Raw genomic sequence first — 23851 nt, 5'->3', positions numbered from 1 at the left:
GGAAAAAAAATTGGGGGTAAATTTTTAGCAAAACAACTTGACATTGGTCGCCCAGAAGGTACGATTGCGCCGCTTAACCTTAAAGCGTGAAGTCGCCGATAAATGGCGAAACAAAATCTACTCGCGGCGTTTATAAAAAGGAGACGCGCTTGTGCGCGATGAGATGGAACGATCCCGAAGATCGAATTGAACTGGAAAAAGCCCTCGAAGCCATCCTCAGGGAGGTAGCCGGAGACTCTTCCGAAGACGGCGATTCCTTTGACGGACCTGAGGAAGGGTTTATGCCTTCGGTGGACGTCGAGGAGACCAGGGAGGGGGTGCGCGTAGTCGCCGAACTTCCCGGCGTCGCTCCCGATTCCCTGAAGTTGCTGGCCGGGCCCGGCTCCCTCGTCATAAAGGGCGAGTGGGGCGGCGCGCTGCCCAAAACCCTCGGAAAACCCATCCGCGTCGAGACCCGCAAAGGCCCCTTCTCAAGGGTTCTCGACCTGCCCGAAGCCGTAGACGGAGAAAGAGCCGAAGCGGTGCTGGAAAACGGGGTGCTTACCGTGGAACTGCCTTTCAGGGCCCAAAAGCAGGACTAAAGCCTCTCCGCCGGGCCGCCCGAAAGTCCGTTACAACTTTCAAGAGGTTGTCGAAAACGTCGCGAGAAGCCCCGGATTCAAGGAGACGCGCAGCGAGAGGGCGAGGCAGTAGCAGCGCTACGGCGAGCCCTTGAGCGAGCACGCGACGATGAAGACGTGGCTCGCAGCAGTTTTCGACAATCTCTTAGACGCTGATCGGGGTATCGCACGGCTCCATGTCAAATCCGCAATCCTCCCCGAAAACCTCCGCCTCGAAGACCCTGAAGCTCGCTCTCGGATTTTGCCAGCCGTTGGGAGGAAGCCCCGCTTTCATCGACAGGTAGGCGAGAGCGGTGTTCGCGTCCCACCCCTGCTCCGGCGCAACCTGCGGCAAAAAGACGGCGTTGTACCCTCCCAGCTCCAGAATTATCCCCTGCTTTCCCACCTCGAACTTCTCCGGCCCTTCTATGGGCACGGGCGGGGTGAGGACGCTTATCTCTACCCTTATATCCGGCAGTTCCCTCGCGCTGACCTTGGGGAAGCGCGGGTCGCGGGTAGCGGCTGAAATCGCGTTGCCCCTTATGCTCATCCAGAGCGGCTCGACGGGCACGATATGGCCTATGCAGCCGCGAAGCTCTCCTTTCTCCTTGAGGGTGACGAAGACGGCGCGGTTCTCCAGAAATATCCCCTCCTCCGGCACCCAAAGCTCCTCGCGGTGAGGCTTTCTTCCCTCTTCGAGGTATATGACCAGGGTCCTTCGCGCCATTGCGAGCGCCAGTTTCTTTTCGTCGTCGCTAAGGAACATCCGTCCTCCTCCTGTAAGGCCTGTTTACGGACAAGCCCTGAAAGAAAACTACCCCCTGAAAGGTCAGTTGGCAAAAAGCGCAAACAAAAAAGCCGCGCTTTTCGGGCGCGGCGCTTTTGCTTCTCGGGAGGAAAAACCTACAGCCCCAGAGTTCCCAGAAAACACGGCCCTACGAAAATCCCTTCGTCGGTTTTTCTGTGGAGTATCTCGAAGGTGACTTCGTTTATGGAGTTCTTTTCCCCGTCGGAGACGAGCACCGGCATTATCACCTCAAGCGACTCACCCTCGTCGGGAACCGGCAGGAGGGAGGGAGCAACCAGAGTAAGCTCGCCGGTTGTAGAGTTAAGCGAGACAAAGCCGGTAAGGGAGCCGTCGGTCTTTGTGAAGGTAAGCGGCTCCCCTTCGGGGTCGAAGGCCTCTATCGTTCCGAGCGCCGTGCCGGCCGAGGCTTCCGGGCTTACGCTGATCTCCATCCCCTGCCAGACCGGCGGGTCGTTGACGAAGGGATTGTCGGTATAGCGCACCGCCACAGTGCCGGCATCGGGGTCTCCCACCGCGCCGTCGTCAAAATCGTCGGAGTCGAAATCCGCCGTGAGGCTCCTGACCGAGGCGACCACCGTGGACGCGGGACGGGAGTTAAGGATCTTTCCGGGGCCTTCGGCTGTGCCTGTGCCGAAAAGGGCGAAGGGGAAGGGGCCGCCGGGAGCGCCGCTGTCTACGAGGACGAGAATATCCAAAAAATCGTCGCCGTTGACGTCCGCGACAGATATTGCGGCGCCGAGGCCGCTGCCGGTGGAGCTGTCCAGGGTCATCGACCAGAAGGGGGAAGTCGAAAGCCCGCCCTCGCCCCCGGCGTAAAGATAAAGAGAGCCTCCGGGGTTTCCGGGAGCCCCGACGACAAGATCGGGGAAGGTGTCGCCGTTCAGGTCTCCCTGCGCCAGGGCGTACCCGAACTCTCCGGCCCCCGAAGGAGCGGTGAGGGTTACGTTCTCCGGAAAGGCGAAGGCGACGGAAGAGGCGAAAATAAGCGAAAGAGCCAGAACGTTCCTTGAAATCACCATGCCAAAAAATCCCCTTTGGGCATTGCCGCGATACATTTTATCTTTAACCATCCCTTATAGCACGATACGGATTCAAAAGTGGAGAGCCAGTATAACCCGTCGCGGTTCAACATAACCTTTTTTAACAGCTCGCGCGTTTTTCAGGGTTTTTGCGAGGGCTTTTGTATGTTTTGCTCGATGTACTCCAGTTGCGAAAGCGCGTTGTAAAGCTCCGTCGAGAGGGCCTGTATCTCGGCGGAGGCCTCCTGCAGCGTGCTGGCGGCGTTGCGCATGCTGTCGAACATCTTTTGAGTCGAAATCCCCGCCCTGTACTCCTCCTTCTCGATCTCCCCGCGCTTTTCGGCCAGCTTCGTCTCCATGTCGGTCAATTCTTCGGACAGGCGGTCAATTTTTTTCTGGTTTTTTTCGGTCCTGGGAAGAAGGTCGTTGATCTTCCGGTTTATCCCGTCGCGGTCGTCGATGAGGGAAGCGACTTCGCTTCTCAGCTTGTTCGCCGTTTTCATTTCGTCGGCTTTTTCGGCGTCGCGGGCGATCTCGGCGCTGTAACTCTGGAGGTTGTCGCGTATCACGTTCGTGCGGTCCAACAGGGTTTCGAGAAGCAGCCTGAGCTCGGCCACCCTTTTTTTCTTCCTGTAGAGAAGAAACTCGGCCCCCCTGTAGCGAATCTCCCAGTGGGGCTCCTTGCCCAGAGTGACGGGGCGAACCGCCATCCCTTCGCTTATTTTTTTGAAAACCTCTTCGGGAAGGGGCTCGGACCAGAAACGGTCTTCAAAAATCTCGAAGGGGTAGATGGGGACAACCGCTTCGCCGTTTTGTCCGATTACCATAAAATCGTTCTCGGAATCGAACTTCATTGACCCCGATTGGCTGACGACCATGACCGCCATCTCGTCTTCGTTTTTCATCTTTACCGCCAGAGCCCCTTCTCCCGCGAAAGAGGAAGCGCAGAAAAAGAGTCCGGCCAGGAAGGCCAGCGCCTTGCAGAACCTCATATTGTCTCCGTTTTTTTTGAGAGCCCTGCCGCTTGGGCGTATACTTATAAAAAAGGCTGCAACAGTCCCGCGCGGCGCTCTCTACCGGCAAGAAACAAATGGGTGGTTGCAGCCGTAAATGCTTTTATAACGCCAATCGGCCTGTTTTTTTAAGAAAGTTTTTCCCGAAAGGAATTTTTCCCGATGAAGGGCAGATTCTTTCTCCTTGCCGTATCGCTGATCTTCCTCTCTTCCACCGCCAAAGCTTGGGATCTGGCCTGGAGGCTCGGCGGGATCGGAGCCTGGTGGGACATGAAAGCGGGAGACAACAATCTCTTCTCGAACACGGCAGGCTTTTCCCTCGGCCTGGAGGGAAGAACCGACGTAGGGGATTCAAAACTGATTCTGGGCGGCGTCAATTACCAGAATCTTTACAACCGGCAGGCCGACGATGACGAACACTTCACGGCGCAAGGGGTGTCCCTGAACGGCGCTCTCGGCTATTACTTCCGCAAAGGCGAGAAGCTGAAGTTCTGGGCGGGGCCGGAAGTTACGGCCGCCTTCCTGGAAGGCTCGATGACCGAAGCCGGTGACTATTTTACCCTCAGAAGATACGGCCTCGGCGGCGCCGCCGGGCTTTTCCTGATCCCGGCGGAAGGCTGGACTCTGGGGGGCAGGGTCGGGCTGGACTACTCCGTCATCAAGGGGAGCGGCAAAGATGTCGGCTCGATAAAGGGCAAGGGGCCGGGCTCCTACCTACTCATGGGGTTCGATTTCTGACCAAACCGCGACCCCCCTAGTTGCCTTCGGTCTCCCACCTCTTCCAGAGGTTCTCGTCCTGTCCGTAGTCCTTGCCGCTTAACTTTTTGAGCGAATCGAGCGCGGCCAGCTTTATCGATTCGTCAGGATCGCTCAAAAGGCGTATGAGCCCGGCCGCCATTTTCCGGTCCAGAAGAGCGCCGGCGGTTTTAGCGGCGGTCAGGCGAATGGAGGGGTCCGTGTCGCCAAGCAGCCTTTTTACGGCGACCAGTATGGTTTCGGCGTCCTTGCGCGGCTCCGTCCCGCCCTCGCGGTACGCAAGCCATATCGCCTTGTTTATCCTCTGCGCCATCTCCATCGACGATTTTCTTGCCTGTGGGGACTTGTCAACCACGCCGCGAGACACTATTCCGATGAGAACAAGCGAATTGTCGAGGCTTTTTTCCCCGGAACCGAGGAGCGCGCCGGCCTTTGTCTCCCCGCTCCCGGAAGCGGGCCGCCCCTTTTCCTCCCCGGATTTTTCCAGGCCCCTCGCTATCGCCGGGAAGTAACCGTCTATCTTGGCGATGATTCTTTTGGCGCTGAGAAGCGCGGCGCCGTCCCTGCCCACCTCTTCCATCCAGCCGCGCACGCGCTTCATCACCGTCTGGGCGCGCTCCCGGCGAAGCTCCGAATCGCTGTCGGCGTAACCTCCCATTGAATCGACTATGAGAGTGAGGAGTTCCTCGGCGGTGTTCCTCGCCTTCATCCGGTCGCTCCCGATAAAACCGGAGAGGTTGTCGACAAGGCCGGAGAGGAAGGCGACGTGGGATTCCTCGCCGCCTATGGCGCGGGAGTGCAGGGTAATTAGCTCTCTGGCGGCGGAAAGGGCGGAGGGATCTTCTTCCCTTATCGATTGCGAGATGAGCTGGACGGCCTTGCCCGGCTCCATTGCGAAAAGCTCTCTCGGAACGGGGGCCGGGGCGGCGCAGGCCGCCGGAACAAAGGCGCAAAGAAAAAGCAAAACAAGCAAGCTGGCAAGATAACGCATGAGAACGGTCCCGCTGATTGATTTCAAAATGAGTCATCTCCCCGGAGGATTTTCTTGTACTTCATTTAGGGGTTGTCCGTAAACAGGCCTTTCTAAAATCGCGCCGGATTTTTGAGAGGACAAGAAAAGAAAGGCCTTGAGGACCCCTCCCCCAAAGCCTTCCTCTACCCTTTGTCCCTGAGCTTTAGACGCTCCGATAACCATCCGGTATTACCGTTTTGGCAGGCTGCCTGTCTTTTTCCGGGGGTATTGCGGTCGTGAAATTTTGTACTAACATGATTTGTGGGGATAGCCTTCACTTTATGGAGGTAGAAAAAATGGGGAAGACAAATTTCTTTAGGGCAACGGCCGTATCGCTGACCTTCGCCGCCCTTTTTCTCTGCGCGACGGGGGCTTCGGCCTCCATGCAGACCAGAGTGATGAGGGGGTTCCTCCAGAAGGTCGACGTCAAGGGGGGGATTGTCTACGTCGTCTTGAGCACCCACAAGGGCAGCCGCTCCTTCGATTTCAAGCTCGAAAAGGAGGCGAAGGTGACCTTCAAGGGGAGCCCGGTAGACGTGAAGGACCTGGGCAAGGGAACCGAGCTTCTGATTACCTACGTCCCGAGCGGGAAATTGCTTACGGCGACGGATCTCAAAAGAGTGCGCTGAATTTCGGTGCGAAAAACGGCGAATCGCTCCCGGAGCGGAGCCGGGAAAGGCGGGATTTTTGCGCCTTGAAGGCCGGCTTGAATAAAACGGCCCGGGCATTCGTCATTTGAGGCGCTGTAAAAAATCCGGTTTAAATAATTTCAAAAAATTCCCTCTATAGTGGAAATGGTAACCAAAGCGCCGGGGGAACAGCTATCGGCGTTATAGATATGTACTTAATATCACTGGGTCTTTTCCCCCATAGCCGTCGCGGGCCACAAATTATCGCCGCTCTTTTTGATTTAGTCTTGCGGCACTTAAACTTTGACGCTATATTGTAAACTCGTGTTTTATTTTAAACCCGCTTTGCGGCCCGAAGGCCGGGGCGGACCGAGAACTGCAATATCTGAAAGGAGAGTCTGATGTCGAGTGATACCACCCTCAAGACCAAATACCCCGTTCCCGAAGCTTACAAGACCCGCCCGGCGCATATCAACAGCCGCGCAGAGTATGACAAGCTCTACAAAGAGTCGATTGAGGACAACGACGGCTTCTGGGCGCGCATGGCCGAGCAGCAGGTGACCTGGATAAAGAAATGGGACAAGGTTCAGGACTGGAAGTACTCCAAGGATGAAGTCTACGTTAAGTGGTTCATCGGCGGAAAGCTCAACATCTCCTACAACTGTCTCGATCGCCACCTTGCCACCCGCGGCAACCAGACCGCCATCCTCTGGGAGGGCAACGAGCCCACCGAAGACCGCAAGCTCACCTACAAAGAACTTCACGAGATGGTCTGCCGTTTCGCGAACGTGCTCAAGGCCAAGGGCGTCAAGAAGGGCGACCGCGTCTCCCTCTACCTCCCGATGATCCCCGAGCTGGCCGCGGCGATGCTGGCCTGCGCCCGCATCGGCGCCGTTCATTCGGTCGTCTTCGGCGGCTTTTCCGCCACGGCGCTCACCGACCGCATACAGGACTGCGACAGTAACCTCCTGGTCACCTGCGACGGTTACTTCCGCGGCGCCAAGCTGATCGACCAGAAAGCCCAGGCCGACGCCGCCGTCGCCAACTGCCCCACCATCAAGACGGTGGTCGTGGTCGAGCGCGTTGGCAAGGCCCACATCACTCCCACCATGGTCGCCGGACGCGACTGCTGGTGGCACGACGAACTCGCCAAGGCCAGCGCCGAGTGCGAATGCGAAGCGATGGACGCGGAAGACCCGCTCTTCATCCTCTACACCTCCGGCTCCACCGGCAAGCCCAAGGGCGTCGTGCATACCACCGGCGGCTACCTGGTCTACACCTCGCTCACCCACAAGCTCATCTTCGACTATCATGACGGAGACGTATACTTCTGCGCGGCCGACATCGGCTGGGTCACCGGCCACAGCTACATCGTCTACGGCCCGCTCTGCAACGGCGCCATCACCACGATGTTCGAGGGCGTTCCGAACTACCCCGACGCAGGCCGTTACTGGGACATCGTCGGGAAACACAAGCTCACCGTCCTCTACACCGCCCCCACCGCGATCCGCGCCATCGCCGCGCAGGGCGACCACCACGTCACCTCTCGCCTCGGCAAGCTCGATTCGCTCCGCCTGCTGGGCACCGTCGGCGAGCCGATCAACCCCGAGGCGTGGAAGTGGTACTTCGAGCTTCCCGGCCGCTCCAAATGCCCCATCGTCGACACCTGGTGGCAGACCGAGACCGGCGGCATCCTGATCACCGGCCTCCCCGGCGCGATCGACATGAAGCCCGGCAAGGCCACCACCCCCTTCTTCGGCGTCGAGCCCGTCATCGTCGACCCCGAAAAGGGCTTCGAGCTCAAGGGCGAGGCCTCCGGCGCTCTTTGCATCCGCCGTCCGTGGCCGGGCCAGATGCGCGGCGTTTACGGCGATACCGACCGCTTCCGCACCACCTACTTCGTCCAGTACGACGGCTACTACTTCACCGGTGACGGCGCCAACCGCGACGCCGACGGCGACTACCAGATCACCGGCCGCATCGACGACGTCATCAACGTCTCCGGTCACCGCATGGGCACCGCCGAGGTCGAATCCGCCCTCGTGCTCCACCCGAAGGTCGCCGAGGCGGCTGTCGTCGGCTTCCCGCACGAAATCAAGGGCCAGGGCATCTACGCCTACGTCACCCTTAACGCCGGCGTGGAACCCACCCCCGAGCTGAAGAAAGAACTGATCACCCTTGTCAGGAAGGAAATCGGCGGCATCGGAACTCCCGACTTCATTCAGTGGGCCCCCGGCCTTCCGAAGACCCGCTCCGGCAAGATCATGCGCAGAATTCTCCGCAAAATCGCCGCGAACGAAGTCGATGGCGGCTTCGGCGACACCTCCACGCTCCTCGACCCCTCGGTCGTCGATTCGCTGGTCGTGACTCGCGAAAACAAAGGCTGATAAGCCGGTATAACTGACCATAGAGGGGACCGGCGAAATCCGGTCCCCTTGTTTTTTACGAAAGTTTCGTACTTGACCGGGTTGCTACTAAATAAAACCGAAGACTTTTACAAAGGCGGTGACGCTTCCCTTCTCTGGGAGATGACAATCTGCCAGTCCCTTTCGAGGGCGGACGCCCCTTGCGCAAACGCGCTGGAAACCAGGGCATCCTACGGCGAAAAGCTGGCAGGGTTCCTGACATCGAGGGCGGGGATAAAGCCTGGGGCGAGAATAATCGAGGTGGGCTGCGGCTACGGGACGCTGATGGAGAGCCTCATCGGCCACCTTCGGCCTTCCGCCGTTACGATGATCGACATAAGCCCGCGCTTTCACGAAATGCAAAAAACCGCGCTCGGCTCACATAAGAACGTCAGCTTCGTCCTGTCCGACGTCTTCGACTGGCTGGATACGCCCGGCGAGACCGCCGACCTTCTCATCTCCAACGAGAACATCGGCGATTTTCCCGCCGCCGACGGCCTTTCGCCTGAAAAAGTCAGGCGGATGCTCGAAAGCGGGATTACCCAAGGCGACACTCTTGAGGGACGATCGGTTAAGCTTATACAGCGCTATGGACTTCCGCTTCCGGAAGGGGACGAACCCTTCGCCTTGAACATCGGGGCGATCGAATATCTGGAAAAGCTGAAGGGAAGGGCGAAAACCGTCTTTTTGTCGGAACACAGCGCCGACATCGTGCTTCGGGAGCCCTACAGCGGGTTTCTCGATTACGATCCGGCTGGAAGGCCCAGAAGAATCGAGCTTAAGGGTCACGCGGAATACACCATACGCTTTGACCACCTCGAAAGGGTTGCAAAAGCTCTGGGGTTTAAAACCGAAAGAGTATCGATGCTTGAATTTCTTGGAGTGCGCCACGACGCGGGGGCGAGGTTTGTCGCCCGGGCGGAGTGCGTAGGCAACGAGAACGCCGAAATCCTCCACGAGTTTTTACACCACGTCAAGGAATACGAATGCCTGCTTCTTCAACTCTGAAAAAACCGCTCGATCCCCTTAATATCGAAGAAGGGAGCGGGCTGGACAAACGCTGGGACGCCCTGCGCGACCCCTCCGACCCCTCCCAGTTCGTCACCGGCGGCTGGGTAGCCCCCGCGCCCTTCGAGAAGCTCTGCGGCATGGAGATAATCGAAGCCGGGGCAGGCCGCAGCGTCCTTCAAATGCCCTTTACGGTCAAGCTCGCCATGAGCGAGGGGCTGATGCACGGCGGGGCCATAACCTCGCTCGCCGACACTGCCGTCGCCGTTGCGATAAAGACCATACTCCCCGAAAAATCCCTCTTCGTCACCTCGGAGCTTACCTGCAAATTTCTCGCGCCGGTAGAAAAGGGCGTAATCACCGCAAGGGCTCACATAAGCCAGTACGGGGGCAAGCATCTGGTCGCCAACGCGGAGATAACCGATGAAAACGGCTGCAAGGTGGCTACCCTCTCCGCCACTTTCCGGGTGCTGCGCCACGGGAAAGCGGAATAAGAAAAGGGGCCCGTTTTCACGAGCCCCTCCGGTCTGCTAAAAATCTCTCAGTAAGACTTCTTTAAAGCGGCAGCGCCAGATTCACGGTCGTGACGCTGTCCTCCACGACTGACGCATCCGCCGCGAGATCGAAGACTACGCTCGCGTCGTCGGTTGCCGGGTCGTCCAAAGCCGCGTCGAAGGTCAGCGCCACGGTGTAGGGGCCTTCGGAGAGGAAGGGAACGGTGTAGCCGCAGACGCCTTCCGTTTCGACCGCTTTCGCGGAGGCTATCGGTTCCGGATCTATAAAATCGACGTCGTCGGGAACGATTCCGCTGCCGCCAAAGACGTAAACGGCGGCGTCGGCGCAGGTATTCACCCCGAGATTGGTTATCTCTCCGGCAATTGTCCCGACCTTGCTGAGGTCCTCGATGCGGATGGTCGGGCGAAGGATGTATTTGTCGCCGCTTTCGGCGGTGTGGACCGACTTTCTAAGATCGAAATCGAGAACGAAATTCGCGCTTCCCCCCGCCGGTACGACAAAGGGGCGGTTCAGCTTGAGGCCGCTCTGGTCTCCGCTGGGGATGACGAGGGGGAAAGCGTCTTCTCCTATCACGATGTAGCAGAAATTCTCTTCGGAGAAGGGGCCGCCGGAGAGGTCTTCCGGCGCGGTGTTGACCATCAGCCTGATCCAGTTGTACTGGCCCGCCGGAAGCTCTATCCCGTCGAGCAGGGTGGCCGTTTCGCCGTTTGTGAGGGTGAGAAGGTCTATCCGCTGGGTCTCGGCGAGGTCGTAGATCAGCCGCTCTCCCTCGGCGGGCTTTATCTCTATCGCGTCGAACTTGATCCAGACGTGGGTCGCGCCGTCCACCGGGGCGTCGGAGAGCTTTAAAGTCAGTCTGCCCGTATCGGAGCCGCCGCTCCCGCCGCAGCCGTAAAGAGCGGCCATCCCGAGGAGCAGCACGGCACCCGCAAAACCATATAATTTCTTCATAGCGTTCACTCCTTGAAGTAGAAATCTTGCCTGTAACTTATTCTAGTGCAGTCGAAGGTTTTTTCAAACTGAATGGTCTGCCTCCCAGGGCGAAAAGCCCGTAGTTTCCCCAGGTATCCGTGTCAAAGTCAATTTATCGGCCGAAATTTTTATACCTTGAGTCCTTTCGGGATAAGACCGCGGCAAGCGCATCCGCGACGGCGAGAGAGGCGGTTAAAGCCGCGCTTTCCCCTTCTCCATGGACCTGAGAAAATTTATCAGCGGCAGGTCGGCTTCCGGCATCAGGTACCGGTCCATCCCGGAGGGAGATACCCACGCCACATCCGCGCACTCCAGAGGCCGGGGCTCCCCCTCCGCTATCCTGCACCAGAAGGCGGCGAGACGGATTGTGCGGTGCGGGTAGGCGTGAAGGGTCTCCAGAACCGGGGTGTGAACCCTGACAGCGATTCCAAGCTCCTCAAAGAGTTCCCGGCGAAGGGCGTCCGCCGGCGACTCGCCCTCCTCCACCTTGCCCCCGGGAAACTCCCAGAGCCCGCCGTGAGCGCCGCCGGGAAGCCTCCTCGCGATGAGAATCTTTCTTCTTCTGATTATCACTCCGGCGACAACGTGGAGCGGCTCGCTGTTTTCTTTCATGTAACCCCGAAAACCCGCCAAAAAGGCGAAAAACCTGTGAACCAAAGCCTTTTATGCTAAAGTAAATAAGAGGCCGCTTAAAAAACGTCGATAGAAGCTCCGGTTTCAAGGAAAAGAGGTCGGCAATCTATTTCGGATGAAGGGCAAGGAGTCCGCAGGGCGCGAGGTCGCAGGCAGTATCGTCTATACGCCAAGACCCGCGCCCGAGAAACGACGCAGCCCTTCGCCGAAAGAGGAAGCCGGGACAATGAGCATTTTTCAGCAGCCCTCTTAAAGAAGGTATCATTGTTCAAGGCGGGGATAAAGGAGAACTCCGATGGATCTTGGACTCAGGATATCCATCGCGATGGCCCTTATCGGACTTGTATCCGGTTACGTGATGTACCGTTCGGATTTTTGCCTTGCGGGAATGGTCCGCGACCACATCCTCTTTGGCGAAAAGCGGCTGCTGCGCGCCCTCGCCCTGACGGTGCTCCTCTCGGCGCCGGTTTTCGAGGGTCTGCGGCTTTTCGGCCTCGCCCCTTTCTCCTTCTTTGATCCGCCCTCTCTGAATTCCCTTATCGGCGGGGTTCTCTTCGGCCTCGGCATGGTTCTCTCGGGCGCCTGCATCGCGGGGACTTTCTGGAAACTGGGCTCGGGGCAGGGCCTCCAGCTGGCAACGATTTTCGGGCTCTTCGCCGGAAGCGCCCTTTACGCCGAGGCGGCCCCCTTCTTCGAGGAACTGGCCAGAACCACCCTCTTTTCCACGGCCCCCACCCTGCCGGAGCTGCTTGGAATTAACCCTTTTTATATAATCACCCCTCTCCTAATCGGCGGAACAGCGCTATTATGGGGGTGGAGCAAACGGGGGCTGTGGAAACACAAAAATTTCGCCAGAGGCTACGTCGAACCCTGGAAGGCGGGCATCGTCATCGCCCTTCTGGGAACGGCCTCGGTAGCGGTCACCGGCATTCCCCTCTCCGCCGCAACGCTATTCGCCAAGGCCGCGGGGTTTGCGGAATCGGTTTTCTTGCCCGGGCACTTCGCGGAGGTTCCTTTTTTCAAGTCCTCTCTTGTAATGGAATTACCCCTGCAGAAAGGAGCGCTGAACTGGGGAAACGGCCCGGTGTGGGACGCTGCCGCCGCCATCCAGTTGCCCTTTCTGCTCTTTATGGTTGCCGGCGGTTTCGCCGGAGCAAGGAGCGCCGGGGATTTTGAATGGCACTTTCGCGTGCCGCCGGTGCAGTATCTTTCGGCCCTTTTGGGCGGGGCCGCAATGGCGGCAGGCTCCAGGGTGGCGGGGGGCTGCAACGTCTGGCAGCTTTTGGGCGGGCTCCCATTTTTTTCAATAAGTTCTTTTATTTTCTTTATCGGGCTGTATCCCGGAGCCTTTCTGGGAGTAAGAATCCTCACCGGGAAAGTTTTATCGCGCAAGGCCGGCGGATGAGGAGGATTTTGAGATGACGGTTCAGGTTGAAGAAGTCGTCCTCGACATAAGGGGCCAGGTTTGCCCTTCAACCCTTCTGTCGGCCCTGAAGGAAATAAACGATCTGCGCGACCGCCTTCGGAGCGGCGAAGTAAAGATTATCGTTCTTACGACAAACCGCAGCGCTACAGGGACCATACCCACGGCGGCCGAAAACATGGGCTACCGTTCGGAGGTCACGGAGGAAGGCACCCATTACAGGATCGAGATAAGTCAGAACCCGTAACGCGGGTTATTTCTCCCGTAACGCAGGATTATTCTGGAGCTTGAATTGAAGGACGAAAAGACTAAAGCGGGCGCACCCCCGGCCTTGTCCGTCGAGGAGCTGAAGGCCGAGAACGCCGCTCTGTATAACTATATACGAACCTCCACGAACCGGATGCTAAGGTCCATCGGAACCGCTCCCCTCGGCGACGAGGAGCTTGCGGGCATGGACATGCTCAAATTCGACCCGATCGGGGTGATAGCCTCCTCCTTCGAGCAGATACTCGAAAACCTGCACCTTACCAACGACAAGCTCAAACTGACTCATGAAGAGCTGAAGGCGGTCTTCGATTCCACCGGCGTGGCGATAATAGTCGTGGACGGTTCGATGAAGATCGTATCCTACAACCTCACCGCCTCGAAAATGTTCTTAAAGCCCGACCCAACCCGCTGCTACGAGGCTATCTGCGGCCAGGGCGGCCCTCCGGAGATATGCACCCTCTGTCAGGTCTTCGAGGAGAGAAAACAGGTAACGACCAACGAGATATCAATCGGCGAGAAGATATACAAGGTAATCGGCACGCCGGTAATGGCGGCGGACAACTCCAACGTCACCCACGTCGTCCTCGCCTACGCCGACATCACCGACAGGATACGCTCGATGGAGGCTGTGGAGGCCTCAGAGAAACGCTTCCGCGACCTCTTCGAGAACGCAAACGACCTCATCCAGGCGGTTACCCCCGACGGCAGGTTCCTCTACGTAAATTCGCAGTGGAAAAAGATACTCGGCTACCCGGCCGACCGGCTCGGCGAGTTGAGCATTGTGGACATCATCGCCCCGGAAGCGCGGCGCGACTACCTGCGCGCGATGGACAGGCTGCGGGAAGGCGCGGAAAACATCAGGATCGAGACTGTCTTCCTCACTTGTGCCGGAAAACAGGTCGAACTCGACGGCAACGTCACCATGTCGCACGATTCCTCCTCCCCCGCCTTTTTCAGGGGAATATTCCGCGACGTTACAGCCCAGCGGAAGCTTGAGGAAGAGTTCAACAAAGCGCAGAGGCTCGAATCCGTGGGTGTTCTCGCGGGCGGCATCGCCCACGATTTCAACAACCTCCTCACCGGCATACTCGGCAACATCTCCCTTGCCCGTCTCTACATGAAGGAGGGGCTGGACATAACCCCCAAGCTCGGAGAAGCCGAAAAAGCCGCCCTGCGCGCTCAGGAACTTACCCGCCAGCTGCTCACCTTCTCCCGCGGAGGCTCGCCGGTAAAACGGCTAATCTCCATAGGGGCGATAATCCACGACGCGGTGGTCTTCGCCTCCTCCGGCTCGAAGGTGACCCACTCCCTTTCGATTCCCCAGAACCTCTGGCCGATAACCGCGGACCCGGCACAGATAGACCAGATCGTGCAAAACCTCGTCATGAACGCCGTGCAGGCGATGCCCGACGGCGGCGAACTGCGGGTAGACTGCAAAAACATAAGTCCCGAAGAAGCCGTAGACCTGCCCCCTTTCCTCGAAAACCGCCACTGCGTGCAGGTAGAAATCGGCGACGAGGGAATGGGCATACCGCAGGAATACATGGACAGGATCTTCGACCCCTACTTCTCCACGCGCGAAGAGGGGATGGGACTTGGGCTGGCGACCGTTTACTCCGTGGTCAGGAGCCACGGCGGCCACGTCGTCGCCGCAAATTCTCCCGGCCACGGCGCGAAATTCACGATATGCCTCCCCGCCGAACCCAAGGGAAAGCCTAAAAAAACGGCGGAGCCCCCGGTGAGCGAGCCCCAGCGCGGCGACGGCAACATCCTCATAATGGACGACGACGAAATAGTGCTCGATCTCGTCGCCGACCTCCTCGGCCACCTCGGCTACTCCACCGAGAAAGTCACAACAGGCGAAAAAGCGGTGGAATGCTACCTCGCCGCCCTCCGGAGGGGAGACCCCTTCGACGCCGTAATACTCGATCTCACCATACGCGGCGGCATGGGCGGAAAAGAAACCGTGAGGGAGATAAAAAAGATCGACCCCGAAGCCCGGGCCATCGTCTCCTCCGGCTACTCGCAGGACCCGGTAATGTCGCAGTACCGCCAGTACGGCTTCGACGCCGTCGTCGCAAAGCCCTACCGCGGCGAAGCCCTCGCCAACGCGCTAAAAGGGCTCCTCAACGGAAGCAAGAAGGGGTAGGATTCGGTTGCTTCGGGCCCTAAAAGCTCTGCCCCTGCCGCTCTCAAGGCCGCAGGGGCATCTTTTTGTCCGGGATATTCGGGGGCAGTTTTTGAGGAGCGGCTTTTTCTCCTTTTTTGAGGTATACTATGGGGGGTTGTTGTTTTTTGGGGATTTTGTATGAGATGATTCGGCTTTAGGTTATGTCCTTCGGTTTCACGAGGTTGTCTTCGATGATGCGCAGGTTTTTGATTCTTTTTTGTGCAGTTTTTTACGCCGGCGCGAGCTTTGCGCTGGAATCGGACATTCTGGACTATAAAAACATAGGGCCGAAGGAGCAGGCGGCGGGCCACATGGGGCGGCTTACCGACCCGGACGGCTCGGTGCGCCGCGACGGCGCGAATCTTCTTTCCCGCGAGATCGAAAGGGTTTTGCCGGAGCTGGGGATGTCGCCGGGAGCTTCCGCCTTTCTGACGGAGGTCGGCGCGGGCCTTTCGGCGCTGCTAATGACCGACAGCGCCACTATCCGCGTCCGCGCCGAGAGGGTGATGGATCAGCTCATAGGCGGCTACGTCGCGGCTTCCACCTCGAAGGACGCGGCGCTAAAGGAGGAGGGGAAAAAGGGGCTCCTTTTTCTGGCGCAGAGGGTGAAGGAGCCTGAGACGCGCACGCCCCTCGCCAACGCCCTGAAGAAACTGAAGATCGAGATGCCTCCCTTTGACGAGGCGCTGGCGAAACAGTACGAGCTACCCGGCAGGGAGACGGCAAGCGCCGCATCCGAACCGGAAGCGCCCGCCGCCCAGCCTGAAACCGCTCCCGCACCGGCGGTTGAAGTTTCCGTTTCGATCCCGGCCGCCCCGTCGCAACCCGCCGTGGCCGAACCCGTTAAGGAGGCTGCAACTCCGGCCCCCGCTCCCCCTCCCGCCGCGGCGGAGGCTCCCAAATCCGCCACCGCGCCGAGAAAGATCGTCGTCCGTTCCCTCGCGGGCGGAGCGGCCAAGGCCGCAACCCCGGCTACGCCCTCGTCAGCCCAGGTGATTACCGTCTCCCTGAAGGATATCAAAAAGGCCGTCCAGGCGAAGAGCGAAGCGTCTTCAGCTGCGGCGGCCGTACAGGCCAAAAAGGATACCTCCTCGCAGGACCGCGTGGTTCTGAAGATGCTCAGCGACAAGCTCTCGGCGACGGAGGAGCAGGGCAAGCTGGTGGGCCTTGAATTTGCGATAAAGCTTATCGATTCGCTTTTGAAGGCGAAAGAATCCACCGAGCCGGATTTGAAAAAGCTCGCCGAGGACGATCTTCAGGCGGTGAGGAGGCTTATCGGCGACCCCTCCGCCAGCGTAAGGGCGGAGGCCGTTAGAATCGCGGCAGCCTTCAAGGACACCGAGGCGACGCCGCTCATAATATCCCGCCTCGGGGATCAGGACCCCAAGGTCAAGGAGGCCGCCCACATAGCGCTTGTCTCTCTCACCGGCAAGGATCTCGGCCCCTCCCCGGAAAAATGGCAGGAAGCGGCAACCGCCGAGCCACCGAAACCGCAGTAAGGGGTTGATCAAAAAAAGGGCCGCTTTCACGGCCCTTTTTTAATGGCGAATTTCAGTGCAGCTTCGTCTTGTCTTTCCCCCGCATCTCCTCGATTCTCTTTAAGGCCCGCTTTACCGTCGAAAAGGAGGTGGAAAACCGCCTGGACAGGCTCCGTAGCGACTGATTGTGACCGGAGCCGCCGTTTTTCAGTTCATGGTAGACGAGGTGAATCTTTACGTCCCTGGCCAGCCTCTCGCACTCCGAGACCATCCGCCGAAGCTCGGGACTGGCGCGCAGCGTCCGTTCCTCAAGCCGCATCACTCTTCCTCCTCCCAGCCGCCCCTCGAATGCATTATTCCGGCAAGGTCGCAAAGCTGCCGGTATTCGTTTCTCAAAAAGGGTCTCTGCCCGTAGAGCCGCTGGCGAAACTGGCTGACCCCCATCCCGATTTTGCACCCCGCGGCGCGGTGGGTGTGTCCCCGGCTCCTGAGCCTCTCGCGAAGGCCGCGAAGCTCCCGCCCGCTCAGTTTCACCTCCTCGCCCTCGTACTCTTCGAGATCCGGGCAGCAGTTGAAGTTTAAAGGGTCCTGATCTTCCATTCCCTTTACCGCCATTCCCGTCCAGTAATGCGCTTTGCCGTCCCAGAAGCGGTGGTCGGTCAGCGCGCCGTAAGAGGTTTCACCTCGCGGCAGCCCTCTGTCCTTCAGCGTTCTCTCCATCTTTCCCCCCCCTTTTGTCCGGCGCAGCCTTTCCGTCCCCGGCGTCGTCATGTCCTCGCTCAAGGGCTCGCCGTAGCGCTGCTACTGTCTCGCCCTCTTGCTACGGGATTCCTCGCCGGGAACACAAAAACCGCGCCGATAGTTTTTCCTTAAGCGTCTCTTGTAACCTAGTCTGTCATCGCGACGCTTTTAACAACCTCCTGTTCTTTCCTTGCCGAATTCTTGCCGCCTACTTGCCGTCGAACGCCCTTTTTACGGCTTCCGCTCCGTAGGCGCGCACCAGAAGGCGGATGAGCGGCCTTGAGCAGGCGCTCCACTCCCCGTCGAGAAGAACGTCCCACAAAAAACCCCTGCAGCCGAGGAGCGCCTCAACCTTCTCCCGGAGCCCGGCCCTCTCCCTCTCCTCGGCCATCTCTTCGAGCGCCTCGCACCTTTGGCCCCCCCGGCACTCCTCGCAAGGGGGGCCCTGTTCCTCCCTGGTTCCCGGATTTTCTTCAGACATGGTTTCCCTCCCCGCAGGCCGCTCCAGTCCGGACGGCGAAACCCGCTCTACGTGTTTGCTTTTAGTGAATTTTTGTGTATACTCTTTTGGCGTACTTTACTTAATTCAACTTACTTCGTTCGCTTTTGGCGAACAAGAAAATAACACCCGGCGAACAAGCGCCCTTTCAATTATCTTTTTAGCCGGGCAAAGACCCCGCGAAGAGGCTTTCAATGAACGAGATGCTCGCCGCCAGCCGGATTCTGGAGAACCTCCGGAACCTTCTGGGCTTTAAGACCAAGAGAGAGGCCGCCGGTTTTTTCGGCGTCGGCCCCTCGGCAATCTGCGACTGGGTGCAAAGAAAAGGGAACAAAATACCCCCCTCCCGCCTCGCCGAGGCAGCCAGACGCCATAATATCAGGTGGCAATGGCTGGCCTACGGCGAAGGGCGCCCCTATGAAGAATCCCTCGTCGAAACCTCCACCGGCGTCGAACTTGGCCGTGAGGAGATTTTGCTTCTCCAGAAACTCAAGGAGTCCCCAGCCTTCAAACAGGCCGTCAAGACCCTCATCGGACTCGACGAGAGGGAAATAAAACTCCTCGGCGCGGTGGCCGATTCGATGACCCGGACCGGCGGGGTGCGCGAGAACAAAAAACAGGAGTCCTCCGGCGAGGAACCCTGGCTCGAATGGAGAGCGGAGTTCCCCTTGACAAAGCTACGCTAACACTATATATGGTTCCTTGCAACCATAATTTGTTTTATTAAAACATTTTTGGTTTATTAAATTTTAATATGAACCATTTACGCTTTACGAGGGGGGTTTGCGATGACGATGAGCGAAGAGACGCGGGAGGGGTTCGGGACGAGGATACGAAAGGCGCGGGGGGAGCTTACCCTTTCGGCCTTCGCAAAGGCCCTTGGCGTCCACAAAAACACCCTCGCCCGCTACGAGCGCGGCGAATCCTCCCCCGACGGAGAAGTGCTCGCGCTGATCGCCCAAAAGTTCTCGATAAACCCGCGCTGGCTGCTGACGGGCGAAGGGAGGATGCGCGGAGGATCCGGGGAAGAGGAAAAAGGCGGCTACGTCTACCTTCCCCTCTACAACGTCACCGCCTCCGGCGGGGGCGGCTCTTTTCTGGAAGGCGAGGAGGTGGCGGACTCTCTCGCCTTCAAGCGCGAGTGGGTGACGGGGGTGCTTCGCGCCAACCCCTCCGACCTGGCGCTGATAACGATGACGGGCGAATCGATGGAGCCGACTCTGGGAAAGGACGACGTGCTTCTCGTGAACCTCGGGCTGGCGAAAAATCCCCGCGACGGAATACACCTGATACGCTCCGGCTCGGCCCTGCTGGTGAAGCGCCTTCAATTCACGCCCGACGGGAGGGTGAGTGTCCTGAGCGACAACTGCTCCTATCCGCCCTTCACCGTCGATCCCAACGACGCGGAGACTGCCTTTAAAATTCTTGGAAGAGTTGTCTGGGCTGGAAGAAAGGTTTGAATCGGGAGGCTTTTGAAAACGTCGAGAGAAGCCCCGTTTTCAAGGAGACGCACAGCGAGAAACGAGACATAACCGGGTGTTAGGCGAGATTCGAGCGAGCACGCGACGTAGAAAACGGGGCTCGCAACAGTTTTCAACAGCCTCCCGCGTTATTTGCGCTTCGGATTCTCCATCCCAAGGAGCTTTTCCTTTACCGAAAGGGCTTTCCCCCGCTCCCACTCGCCGGAGTAGCCGCCGGTGCCCGAACCGCCCACGACGCGGTGGCAGGGAAGGATTATGGGAATGGGGTTCGCCCTCATCGCGCCGCCGACGGCGCGGGGGCTGGTTTCAAGTTCCCGCGCGATATCGCCGTAGGTGAGCGTCTCCCCGTAGGGAATCATGGACACCGTCTCCCAGACGCGCTCGCGAAAGGGAGTGGAGGCCAGCGAGAAATCGAGGTCCATCTCGAAGGACTTGCGCTTCAGGGAAAAATATTCCCGAAGCTGGCGCGCGGCCTCGGCCAGCACACCTTCCGGCGGCGTACCGGCCTTTCCCTTTTCGACAAACTCAAGCGCGACTATTTTGTCCCCTCTGGCCGATACCCTGACGAGCCCTATGGGGGTGTCGATGATAACCGCGTGATTTTCATGTAGAATGTTCATGATTTTTAAGTATCCGCAGGGTTCTTTGCAGCATCGAAAATGCGTGCGAGTTTAAGGAGCGATTAATGAACGAAACCTCAAAAGCCATCGACCCCGTCTGCGGGATGGAGGTCGATACCGCCAGCCCTCCCGGCGGCGTGGCTGTGCATAATAGTAAAACATATTATTTCTGCAACGCCAGTTGTAGAGAAAAGTTCAGCGATAATCCGGAGAAATATCTGAAGCCGCCCTCCGCCCTGCCTGCGGAGAAAGAGGGTTTTTCCATAGACCCGGTCTGCCGGATGACCATCGACGAGGACGCCCCGAAGGGCGGCGTCTTCGACTACAAGGGCGAGCGCTACTATTTCTGCAACCCCCGGTGCAACGAGAAGTTTCAGGGCGACCCCGAGGGCGTGCTGGCGAAGTACCGGGAAGCGGCCGAGGAACCGGCCGAGATGGAAGAGGAAAAGACTCTTCCGGCGAAAGCGCAGAGCCTCGCCGTCCTCGAAATAATCGGGATGAGCTGCGCCTCCTGCGCCGCCACCGTCGAAAAATCGCTCCGAAAGGTCCCCGGCGTGTCGAAGGCCAACGTTAACTTCGCGGCTGGGAAGGCGTTCGTAAACTACGACCCTAAAACCGCCGGAGAGACGATTCTCCGTGAGGCGGTGAAGAAGGCGGGCTACGAGGTCGCCCTGAAGAACGCCAAAAACGGGCTGCAAAGCGAACTGGCCGAAGAGGTTTTCAAAAAACGCCTCGTAGTCGCCTGGATTTTCGCCCTCCCCCTCTTTTTCGTCGCGATGGGACAGATGTTCGGGATAACGCTCGGCCTCTCCCACCGTACTCTGGCGATAATCCAGCTTTTACTTTGCACCCCGATAATGCTTGCGGGGTCGAACTTCTTTCGCGTCGGGACAAAAGCGATGCGAAACCTCTCGCCCAACATGGATAGCCTCGTGGCGATAGGCACCGGCACCGCCTATCTCTACTCCCTCCAGCAGACGCTGGGAGGTCACGATCACCTCTACTACGAAACCGCCGGGCTCCTCATAGCCTTCATCCTCCTCGGAAAGACGCTGGAGGCGGGCGCGAAAGCGAAGGCGGGCAGGGCGATTAAGGCCCTTCTCGACCTCGGGGCCAAGAGTGCGAGGGTTGTCAGGGAGGGCGTCGAGGTCGAAATTCCCGTCGAGGAGGTGGTTGTCGGAGACAGAGTCCGCGTGCGCCCCGGCGAAAAGATTCCGGTTGACGGCGTCATAGTCGAGGGGAATTCCACCATTGACGAGTCGATGCTCACCGGCGAATCGCTCCCCGTGGACAAAGCCCCCGAAGATTCCGTCACCGGCGCGACGGTCAACCTGAGCGGGGCCTTTCTCTTCGAGGCCAGAAAGGTCGGAGCCGATACGGCGCTTCGGCAGATAGTGCGCCTCGTCGAAGAGGCGCAGGGGTCGAAGGCCCCCATACAGAACCTCGCGGACAAGGTCTCCGCCGTCTTCGTGCCCGCCGTAATACTCATCGCGGCCGTCTCCTTCGCCGTCTGGCTCGCAGTCACCGGCGACGTGGCGGAATCGCTGAAATCCTTCGTCGCAGTGCTCATCATAGCCTGCCCCTGCGCACTGGGGCTCGCAACCCCCACTGCGGTGATGATGGGCACCGGCATCGGCGCGAAGAGGGGCATCCTCATAAAGGGCGCGGAAGCGCTCCAGCTCGCGGGCGATGTCGGCGTCGTAGTCTTCGACAAGACGGGAACCCTGACTATCGGAAAACCCGAACTGGTGGGAATCAGCACGGCGGAGGGTTATTCCGAAGAGGAGGCGTTGCGCCTCGGGGCAAGCGCCGAGAGCCCCTCCGAGCACCCCCTCGCGAAGGCGATCCTCAAAGCCCGGACCGGCGCTCTTTCGCCCGTTTCCGGCTTTCTCGCCCACCCCGGCAAGGGCGTCGAAGGCGTGGTGGAAGGCAAGAAGCTACTGGTCGGAACGAAGGGGTTTCTGGCTGAAAAGGGGGTAGACCCCTCGCCCGTTGAGACCGCCGTGGATAACTTTCAAAGAGAAGGGAAATCCACCCTTCTCCTTGGTGTGGACGGGAGGGCCGTCGCTGTCTTCGCCGTCGCCGACACACTGAAGGACCATGCGAAAGAAGCCGTCCTGGGGCTGGAAGACATGGGTATCGAAGTGGTTCTTCTCACCGGCGACAACCGGGCCACCGCCGAAGCCATAGGAAAAGCCGCCGGTGTTTCGCGGATAATCGCCGAGGTACTGCCCGCCGATAAGGAGATGGTTATAAGAGAGCTTAAGGGGGAGGGCAAATCCGTGGCGATGGTCGGCGACGGGATAAACGACGCCCCCGCCCTCAGCCGCGCCGACGTGGGCATAGCCATAGGCACCGGCACCGACATCGCCATAGAGTCGGCCTCCATAGTTCTCGTCCGGGGCGATGTGCGCGACGTGCCGAGAACCATAGCGCTCTCCCGTTACACCATGCGGAAGATCAAGCAGAACCTCTTCTGGGCCTTCATCTACAACATCGTGGGCATCCCGCTCGCAGCGGGCGTTTTCGTCCCCCTCTTCGGATGGCGGCTGCACCCTGTCGTCGCGGGCGCGGCGATGGCCTTCTCCTCGGTGTCGGTGGTAACCAATTCGCTCTCGATGAAACGCTTCAGGACCGGCAAATGAGGGAAAACTTTTTCACACGATGGTCCGTTTTTCCGTACCGTGCTAAAATCGGGTCTTTGCGGGCAAAGCGCTGACTTAACGGAGGACGCGGGAGTTGGAGCGTTTTTTAATAATCCAGCTGAGGGCTCTTGGAGACGTCGTTCTGGCGACTGCGCTTGCGCGGATAATCAAGGAACTTCGTCCGGGGGCCTTCGTCGGCTTTCTGACTCAGGCTCCGAACGATGCGATTTTGTTAAATAACCCCGGCATCGACAAGGTCTTCACCTATTTCCCCTCGAAAGGTCTTCCGGGGCAGTTTAGCCTCATCCGCGACCTTCGCCGCCACAGCTTCGACACCTCGATAGACGCCTTATGCACTCCGGGAACCGAAATCTTCTCTTTTTTTTCCGGGGCGAAAGTGCGCGCGGGGTTTTATTCCAAATGGCGTTCCGCCTCTTACACCGAAAGGGTGAAAAGGAGCAGCGGATACGCCGTCGAAACGAAAAAGACCCTTCTTTCGGCTATCGGACTGGAGAGCGGCCTGGACAGGCCGGAAATATTCCTGACTCCCGAGGAGAAGCTCTGGGGAGAAGCCTGCCGGAAAGATATCCTGAAGAAGAGCGGGAACAAAAAACTCTTCACCGTGGACGCCACGCACAAGCACGCCTATCGCAGGTGGTCGGCGGACGGCTACGCGAACCTGTGCAAAATCGTCTCCGAAAGATACGGCGCTACCGGAGTGGCCCTCTGGGGGCCGGGCGAACGCGATACGGCGCTTTCGCTTGAGGAAAAATCCGGGGGCACCGTCGTGGCGTCGCCCGAGACAACCCTCAGAACCCTCTCCTCCCTGATCGCCTCGGCGGACTTTCACCTCGGCAATTGCTCCGCGCCCCGCCACATCGCCGTGGCGGTGGGAACCCCGACCTTCATCATCCCCGGCACTTCGCAGAACTCCTGGAGATACCCTTCGGGGGAGCATGGGGAGGACCCCTACAAGCCCCCCTGCGGGGACTGTAAGGAGAAATGTTTCGGGGGGACAATTCTTCTCTGCATGGAAAAAAGGAGTGCAAAAGAGGTGGCGGAGCACGCCCTGCCCTTTCTGGACAAGCTGTTGGAAACCCCCGCCGCCGGTGACTGCTGCTGAAAACCGCCGTAAACCGGTCTTTAAAGTGAAGTCC

The 23851-nt window shown here is 58.9% G+C and carries 24 protein-coding genes; 14 read left to right on the top strand and 10 right to left on the bottom strand.

The genetic code is table 11. The features are described from left to right. The first annotated feature begins 149 nt into the window (after positions 1-149). Positions 150-581, top strand: coding sequence for an Hsp20/alpha crystallin family protein (locus EPN96_10320; protein ID TAL16234.1), 432 nt, complete (start codon positions 150-152; stop codon positions 579-581). Between the two features lie 184 nt (positions 582-765). Here the strand turns inward: EPN96_10320 and amrA are convergent, their stop codons facing one another. From amrA to EPN96_10305, 3 genes are all read right to left on the bottom strand, one after another. Further along, positions 766-1365 (bottom strand): AmmeMemoRadiSam system protein A, encoded by a 600-nt coding sequence (gene amrA / locus EPN96_10315; protein TAL16233.1) that lies wholly within the window; start codon positions 1363-1365, stop codon positions 766-768. Between the two features lie 137 nt (positions 1366-1502). After that, positions 1503-2477: a hypothetical protein gene (locus EPN96_10310; GenBank protein TAL16232.1), complete on the bottom strand. Its 975-nt coding sequence runs from the start codon at positions 2475-2477 to the stop codon at positions 1503-1505. Positions 2478-2566: 89 nt separating this feature from the next. Then, the gene (locus EPN96_10305) at positions 2567-3418 is read right to left on the bottom strand and encodes a hypothetical protein (protein TAL16231.1); all 852 of its coding nucleotides are present in this window, start codon (positions 3416-3418) and stop codon (positions 2567-2569) included. Between the two features lie 183 nt (positions 3419-3601). Between EPN96_10305 and EPN96_10300 the strand changes: the two genes are divergently transcribed. Further along, positions 3602-4177, top strand: a complete 576-nt coding sequence (locus EPN96_10300) for a hypothetical protein (GenBank protein TAL16230.1) — start codon at positions 3602-3604, stop codon at positions 4175-4177. A 16-nt stretch (positions 4178-4193) separates the two neighbouring features. Here the strand turns inward: EPN96_10300 and EPN96_10295 are convergent, their stop codons facing one another. Beyond that, on the bottom strand, positions 4194-5213 hold the full coding sequence (locus EPN96_10295; protein ID TAL16229.1) for a HEAT repeat domain-containing protein: 1020 nt from the start codon (positions 5211-5213) through the stop codon (positions 4194-4196). Positions 5214-5503: 290 nt separating this feature from the next. On the opposite strand from EPN96_10295, the gene EPN96_10290 reads away from it, so the two are divergent. From EPN96_10290 to EPN96_10275, 4 genes are all read left to right on the top strand, one after another. Then, positions 5504-5836, top strand: a complete 333-nt coding sequence (locus tag EPN96_10290) for a hypothetical protein (GenBank protein ID TAL16228.1) — start codon at positions 5504-5506, stop codon at positions 5834-5836. 401 nt (positions 5837-6237) lie between these two features. Further along, a complete protein-coding gene (gene acs / locus EPN96_10285; protein ID TAL16227.1) occupies positions 6238-8223 on the top strand; it encodes an acetate--CoA ligase in 1986 nt (661 codons plus the stop codon). Between the two features lie 72 nt (positions 8224-8295). Next, positions 8296-9249, top strand: a complete 954-nt coding sequence (locus tag EPN96_10280) for a methyltransferase domain-containing protein (GenBank protein TAL16226.1) — start codon at positions 8296-8298, stop codon at positions 9247-9249. After that, complete coding sequence (locus EPN96_10275) at positions 9228-9743, top strand: PaaI family thioesterase (protein TAL16225.1); 516 nt, start codon at positions 9228-9230, stop codon at positions 9741-9743. Before EPN96_10280 ends, EPN96_10275 begins: the two co-directional genes overlap by 22 nt. 61 nt (positions 9744-9804) lie before the next feature. Here EPN96_10275 and EPN96_10270 read toward each other — a convergent pair whose 3' ends face one another. Both EPN96_10270 and EPN96_10265 read right to left on the bottom strand, forming a co-directional pair. After that, positions 9805-10716, bottom strand: coding sequence for a DUF4382 domain-containing protein (locus EPN96_10270; GenBank protein ID TAL16224.1), 912 nt, complete (start codon positions 10714-10716; stop codon positions 9805-9807). 213 nt (positions 10717-10929) lie between these two features. Then, positions 10930-11349, bottom strand: coding sequence for a (deoxy)nucleoside triphosphate pyrophosphohydrolase (locus EPN96_10265; GenBank protein TAL16223.1), 420 nt, complete (start codon positions 11347-11349; stop codon positions 10930-10932). A 316-nt stretch (positions 11350-11665) separates the two neighbouring features. On the opposite strand from EPN96_10265, the gene EPN96_10260 reads away from it, so the two are divergent. The 4 genes from EPN96_10260 (at position 11666) to EPN96_10245 (ending at position 16729) form a co-directional block, all read left to right on the top strand. Continuing rightward, positions 11666-12775, top strand: a complete 1110-nt coding sequence (locus tag EPN96_10260; protein TAL16222.1) for a YeeE/YedE family protein — start codon at positions 11666-11668, stop codon at positions 12773-12775. A 13-nt stretch (positions 12776-12788) separates the two neighbouring features. Next, positions 12789-13040, top strand: a complete 252-nt coding sequence (locus tag EPN96_10255) for a sulfurtransferase TusA family protein (protein TAL16221.1) — start codon at positions 12789-12791, stop codon at positions 13038-13040. A 45-nt stretch (positions 13041-13085) separates the two neighbouring features. Next, positions 13086-15209 carry a PAS domain S-box protein gene (locus EPN96_10250; GenBank protein ID TAL16220.1) on the top strand — a complete coding sequence of 708 codons (2124 nt, stop codon included), beginning with the start codon at positions 13086-13088 and terminating at the stop codon, positions 15207-15209. 182 nt (positions 15210-15391) lie between these two features. After that, on the top strand, positions 15392-16729 hold the full coding sequence (locus EPN96_10245) for a HEAT repeat domain-containing protein (protein TAL16219.1): 1338 nt from the start codon (positions 15392-15394) through the stop codon (positions 16727-16729). A 52-nt stretch (positions 16730-16781) separates the two neighbouring features. Here EPN96_10245 and EPN96_10240 read toward each other — a convergent pair whose 3' ends face one another. From EPN96_10240 to EPN96_10230, 3 genes are all read right to left on the bottom strand, one after another. Beyond that, positions 16782-17027 carry a hypothetical protein gene (locus EPN96_10240; GenBank protein TAL16218.1) on the bottom strand — a complete coding sequence of 82 codons (246 nt, stop codon included), beginning with the start codon at positions 17025-17027 and terminating at the stop codon, positions 16782-16784. Further along, positions 17027-17428: a hypothetical protein gene (locus EPN96_10235; GenBank protein ID TAL16217.1), complete on the bottom strand. Its 402-nt coding sequence runs from the start codon at positions 17426-17428 to the stop codon at positions 17027-17029. The genes EPN96_10240 and EPN96_10235 overlap by 1 nt, the downstream gene beginning before the upstream one ends. Positions 17429-17657: 229 nt before the next feature. Beyond that, positions 17658-17930 (bottom strand): hypothetical protein, encoded by a 273-nt coding sequence (locus EPN96_10230; protein TAL16216.1) that lies wholly within the window; start codon positions 17928-17930, stop codon positions 17658-17660. 212 nt (positions 17931-18142) lie between these two features. Here EPN96_10230 and EPN96_10225 point away from each other — a divergent pair, with 212 nt between their 5' ends. Both EPN96_10225 and EPN96_10220 read left to right on the top strand, forming a co-directional pair. Beyond that, positions 18143-18634, top strand: a complete 492-nt coding sequence (locus EPN96_10225; GenBank protein ID TAL16215.1) for a hypothetical protein — start codon at positions 18143-18145, stop codon at positions 18632-18634. A 102-nt stretch (positions 18635-18736) separates the two neighbouring features. Then, the gene (locus tag EPN96_10220) at positions 18737-19408 is read left to right on the top strand and encodes a helix-turn-helix transcriptional regulator (protein TAL16214.1); all 672 of its coding nucleotides are present in this window, start codon (positions 18737-18739) and stop codon (positions 19406-19408) included. A 149-nt stretch (positions 19409-19557) separates the two neighbouring features. Here the strand turns inward: EPN96_10220 and EPN96_10215 are convergent, their stop codons facing one another. Further along, positions 19558-20049, bottom strand: coding sequence for a methylated-DNA--[protein]-cysteine S-methyltransferase (locus tag EPN96_10215; GenBank protein ID TAL16213.1), 492 nt, complete (start codon positions 20047-20049; stop codon positions 19558-19560). Between the two features lie 65 nt (positions 20050-20114). On the opposite strand from EPN96_10215, the gene EPN96_10210 reads away from it, so the two are divergent. Beyond that, complete coding sequence (locus tag EPN96_10210) at positions 20115-22694, top strand: heavy metal translocating P-type ATPase (GenBank protein TAL16212.1); 2580 nt, start codon at positions 20115-20117, stop codon at positions 22692-22694. A 94-nt stretch (positions 22695-22788) separates the two neighbouring features. After that, positions 22789-23817: a lipopolysaccharide heptosyltransferase family protein gene (locus EPN96_10205; protein ID TAL16211.1), complete on the top strand. Its 1029-nt coding sequence runs from the start codon at positions 22789-22791 to the stop codon at positions 23815-23817. Positions 23818-23851: the final 34 nt, after the last annotated feature.

The sequence above is a fragment of the bacterium genome (genome assembly GCA_004322275.1).
In the GTDB taxonomy this organism is placed as follows: Bacteria; Desulfobacterota; Deferrisomatia; order Deferrisomatales; family BM512; genus SCTA01.
Note: the sequence above shows the minus strand (reverse complement) of the source record. Positions and strands in the feature narration are given on the sequence as shown.

Coding starts and splice junctions, on each gene's coding strand:
- EPN96_10290 (TAL16228.1), top strand. CDS start 5,504: ATGGGGAAGACAAATTTCTTTAGGGCAACGGCCGTATCGCTGACCTTC.
- EPN96_10230 (TAL16216.1), bottom strand. CDS start 17,930: ATGTCTGAAGAAAATCCGGGAACCAGGGAGGAACAGGGCCCCCCTTGC.
- EPN96_10305 (TAL16231.1), bottom strand. CDS start 3,418: ATGAGGTTCTGCAAGGCGCTGGCCTTCCTGGCCGGACTCTTTTTCTGC.
- EPN96_10220 (TAL16214.1), top strand. CDS start 18,737: ATGACGATGAGCGAAGAGACGCGGGAGGGGTTCGGGACGAGGATACGA.
- EPN96_10210 (TAL16212.1), top strand. CDS start 20,115: ATGAACGAAACCTCAAAAGCCATCGACCCCGTCTGCGGGATGGAGGTC.
- EPN96_10215 (TAL16213.1), bottom strand. CDS start 20,049: ATGAACATTCTACATGAAAATCACGCGGTTATCATCGACACCCCCATA.
- EPN96_10275 (TAL16225.1), top strand. CDS start 9,228: ATGCCTGCTTCTTCAACTCTGAAAAAACCGCTCGATCCCCTTAATATC.
- EPN96_10260 (TAL16222.1), top strand. CDS start 11,666: ATGGATCTTGGACTCAGGATATCCATCGCGATGGCCCTTATCGGACTT.
- EPN96_10270 (TAL16224.1), bottom strand. CDS start 10,716: ATGAAGAAATTATATGGTTTTGCGGGTGCCGTGCTGCTCCTCGGGATG.
- EPN96_10310 (TAL16232.1), bottom strand. CDS start 2,477: ATGGTTAAAGATAAAATGTATCGCGGCAATGCCCAAAGGGGATTTTTT.
- EPN96_10255 (TAL16221.1), top strand. CDS start 12,789: ATGACGGTTCAGGTTGAAGAAGTCGTCCTCGACATAAGGGGCCAGGTT.
- EPN96_10265 (TAL16223.1), bottom strand. CDS start 11,349: ATGAAAGAAAACAGCGAGCCGCTCCACGTTGTCGCCGGAGTGATAATC.
- EPN96_10245 (TAL16219.1), top strand. CDS start 15,392: ATGTCCTTCGGTTTCACGAGGTTGTCTTCGATGATGCGCAGGTTTTTG.
- EPN96_10240 (TAL16218.1), bottom strand. CDS start 17,027: ATGCGGCTTGAGGAACGGACGCTGCGCGCCAGTCCCGAGCTTCGGCGG.
- amrA (TAL16233.1), bottom strand. CDS start 1,365: ATGTTCCTTAGCGACGACGAAAAGAAACTGGCGCTCGCAATGGCGCGA.
- EPN96_10225 (TAL16215.1), top strand. CDS start 18,143: ATGAACGAGATGCTCGCCGCCAGCCGGATTCTGGAGAACCTCCGGAAC.
- EPN96_10300 (TAL16230.1), top strand. CDS start 3,602: ATGAAGGGCAGATTCTTTCTCCTTGCCGTATCGCTGATCTTCCTCTCT.
- acs (TAL16227.1), top strand. CDS start 6,238: ATGTCGAGTGATACCACCCTCAAGACCAAATACCCCGTTCCCGAAGCT.
- EPN96_10235 (TAL16217.1), bottom strand. CDS start 17,428: ATGGAGAGAACGCTGAAGGACAGAGGGCTGCCGCGAGGTGAAACCTCT.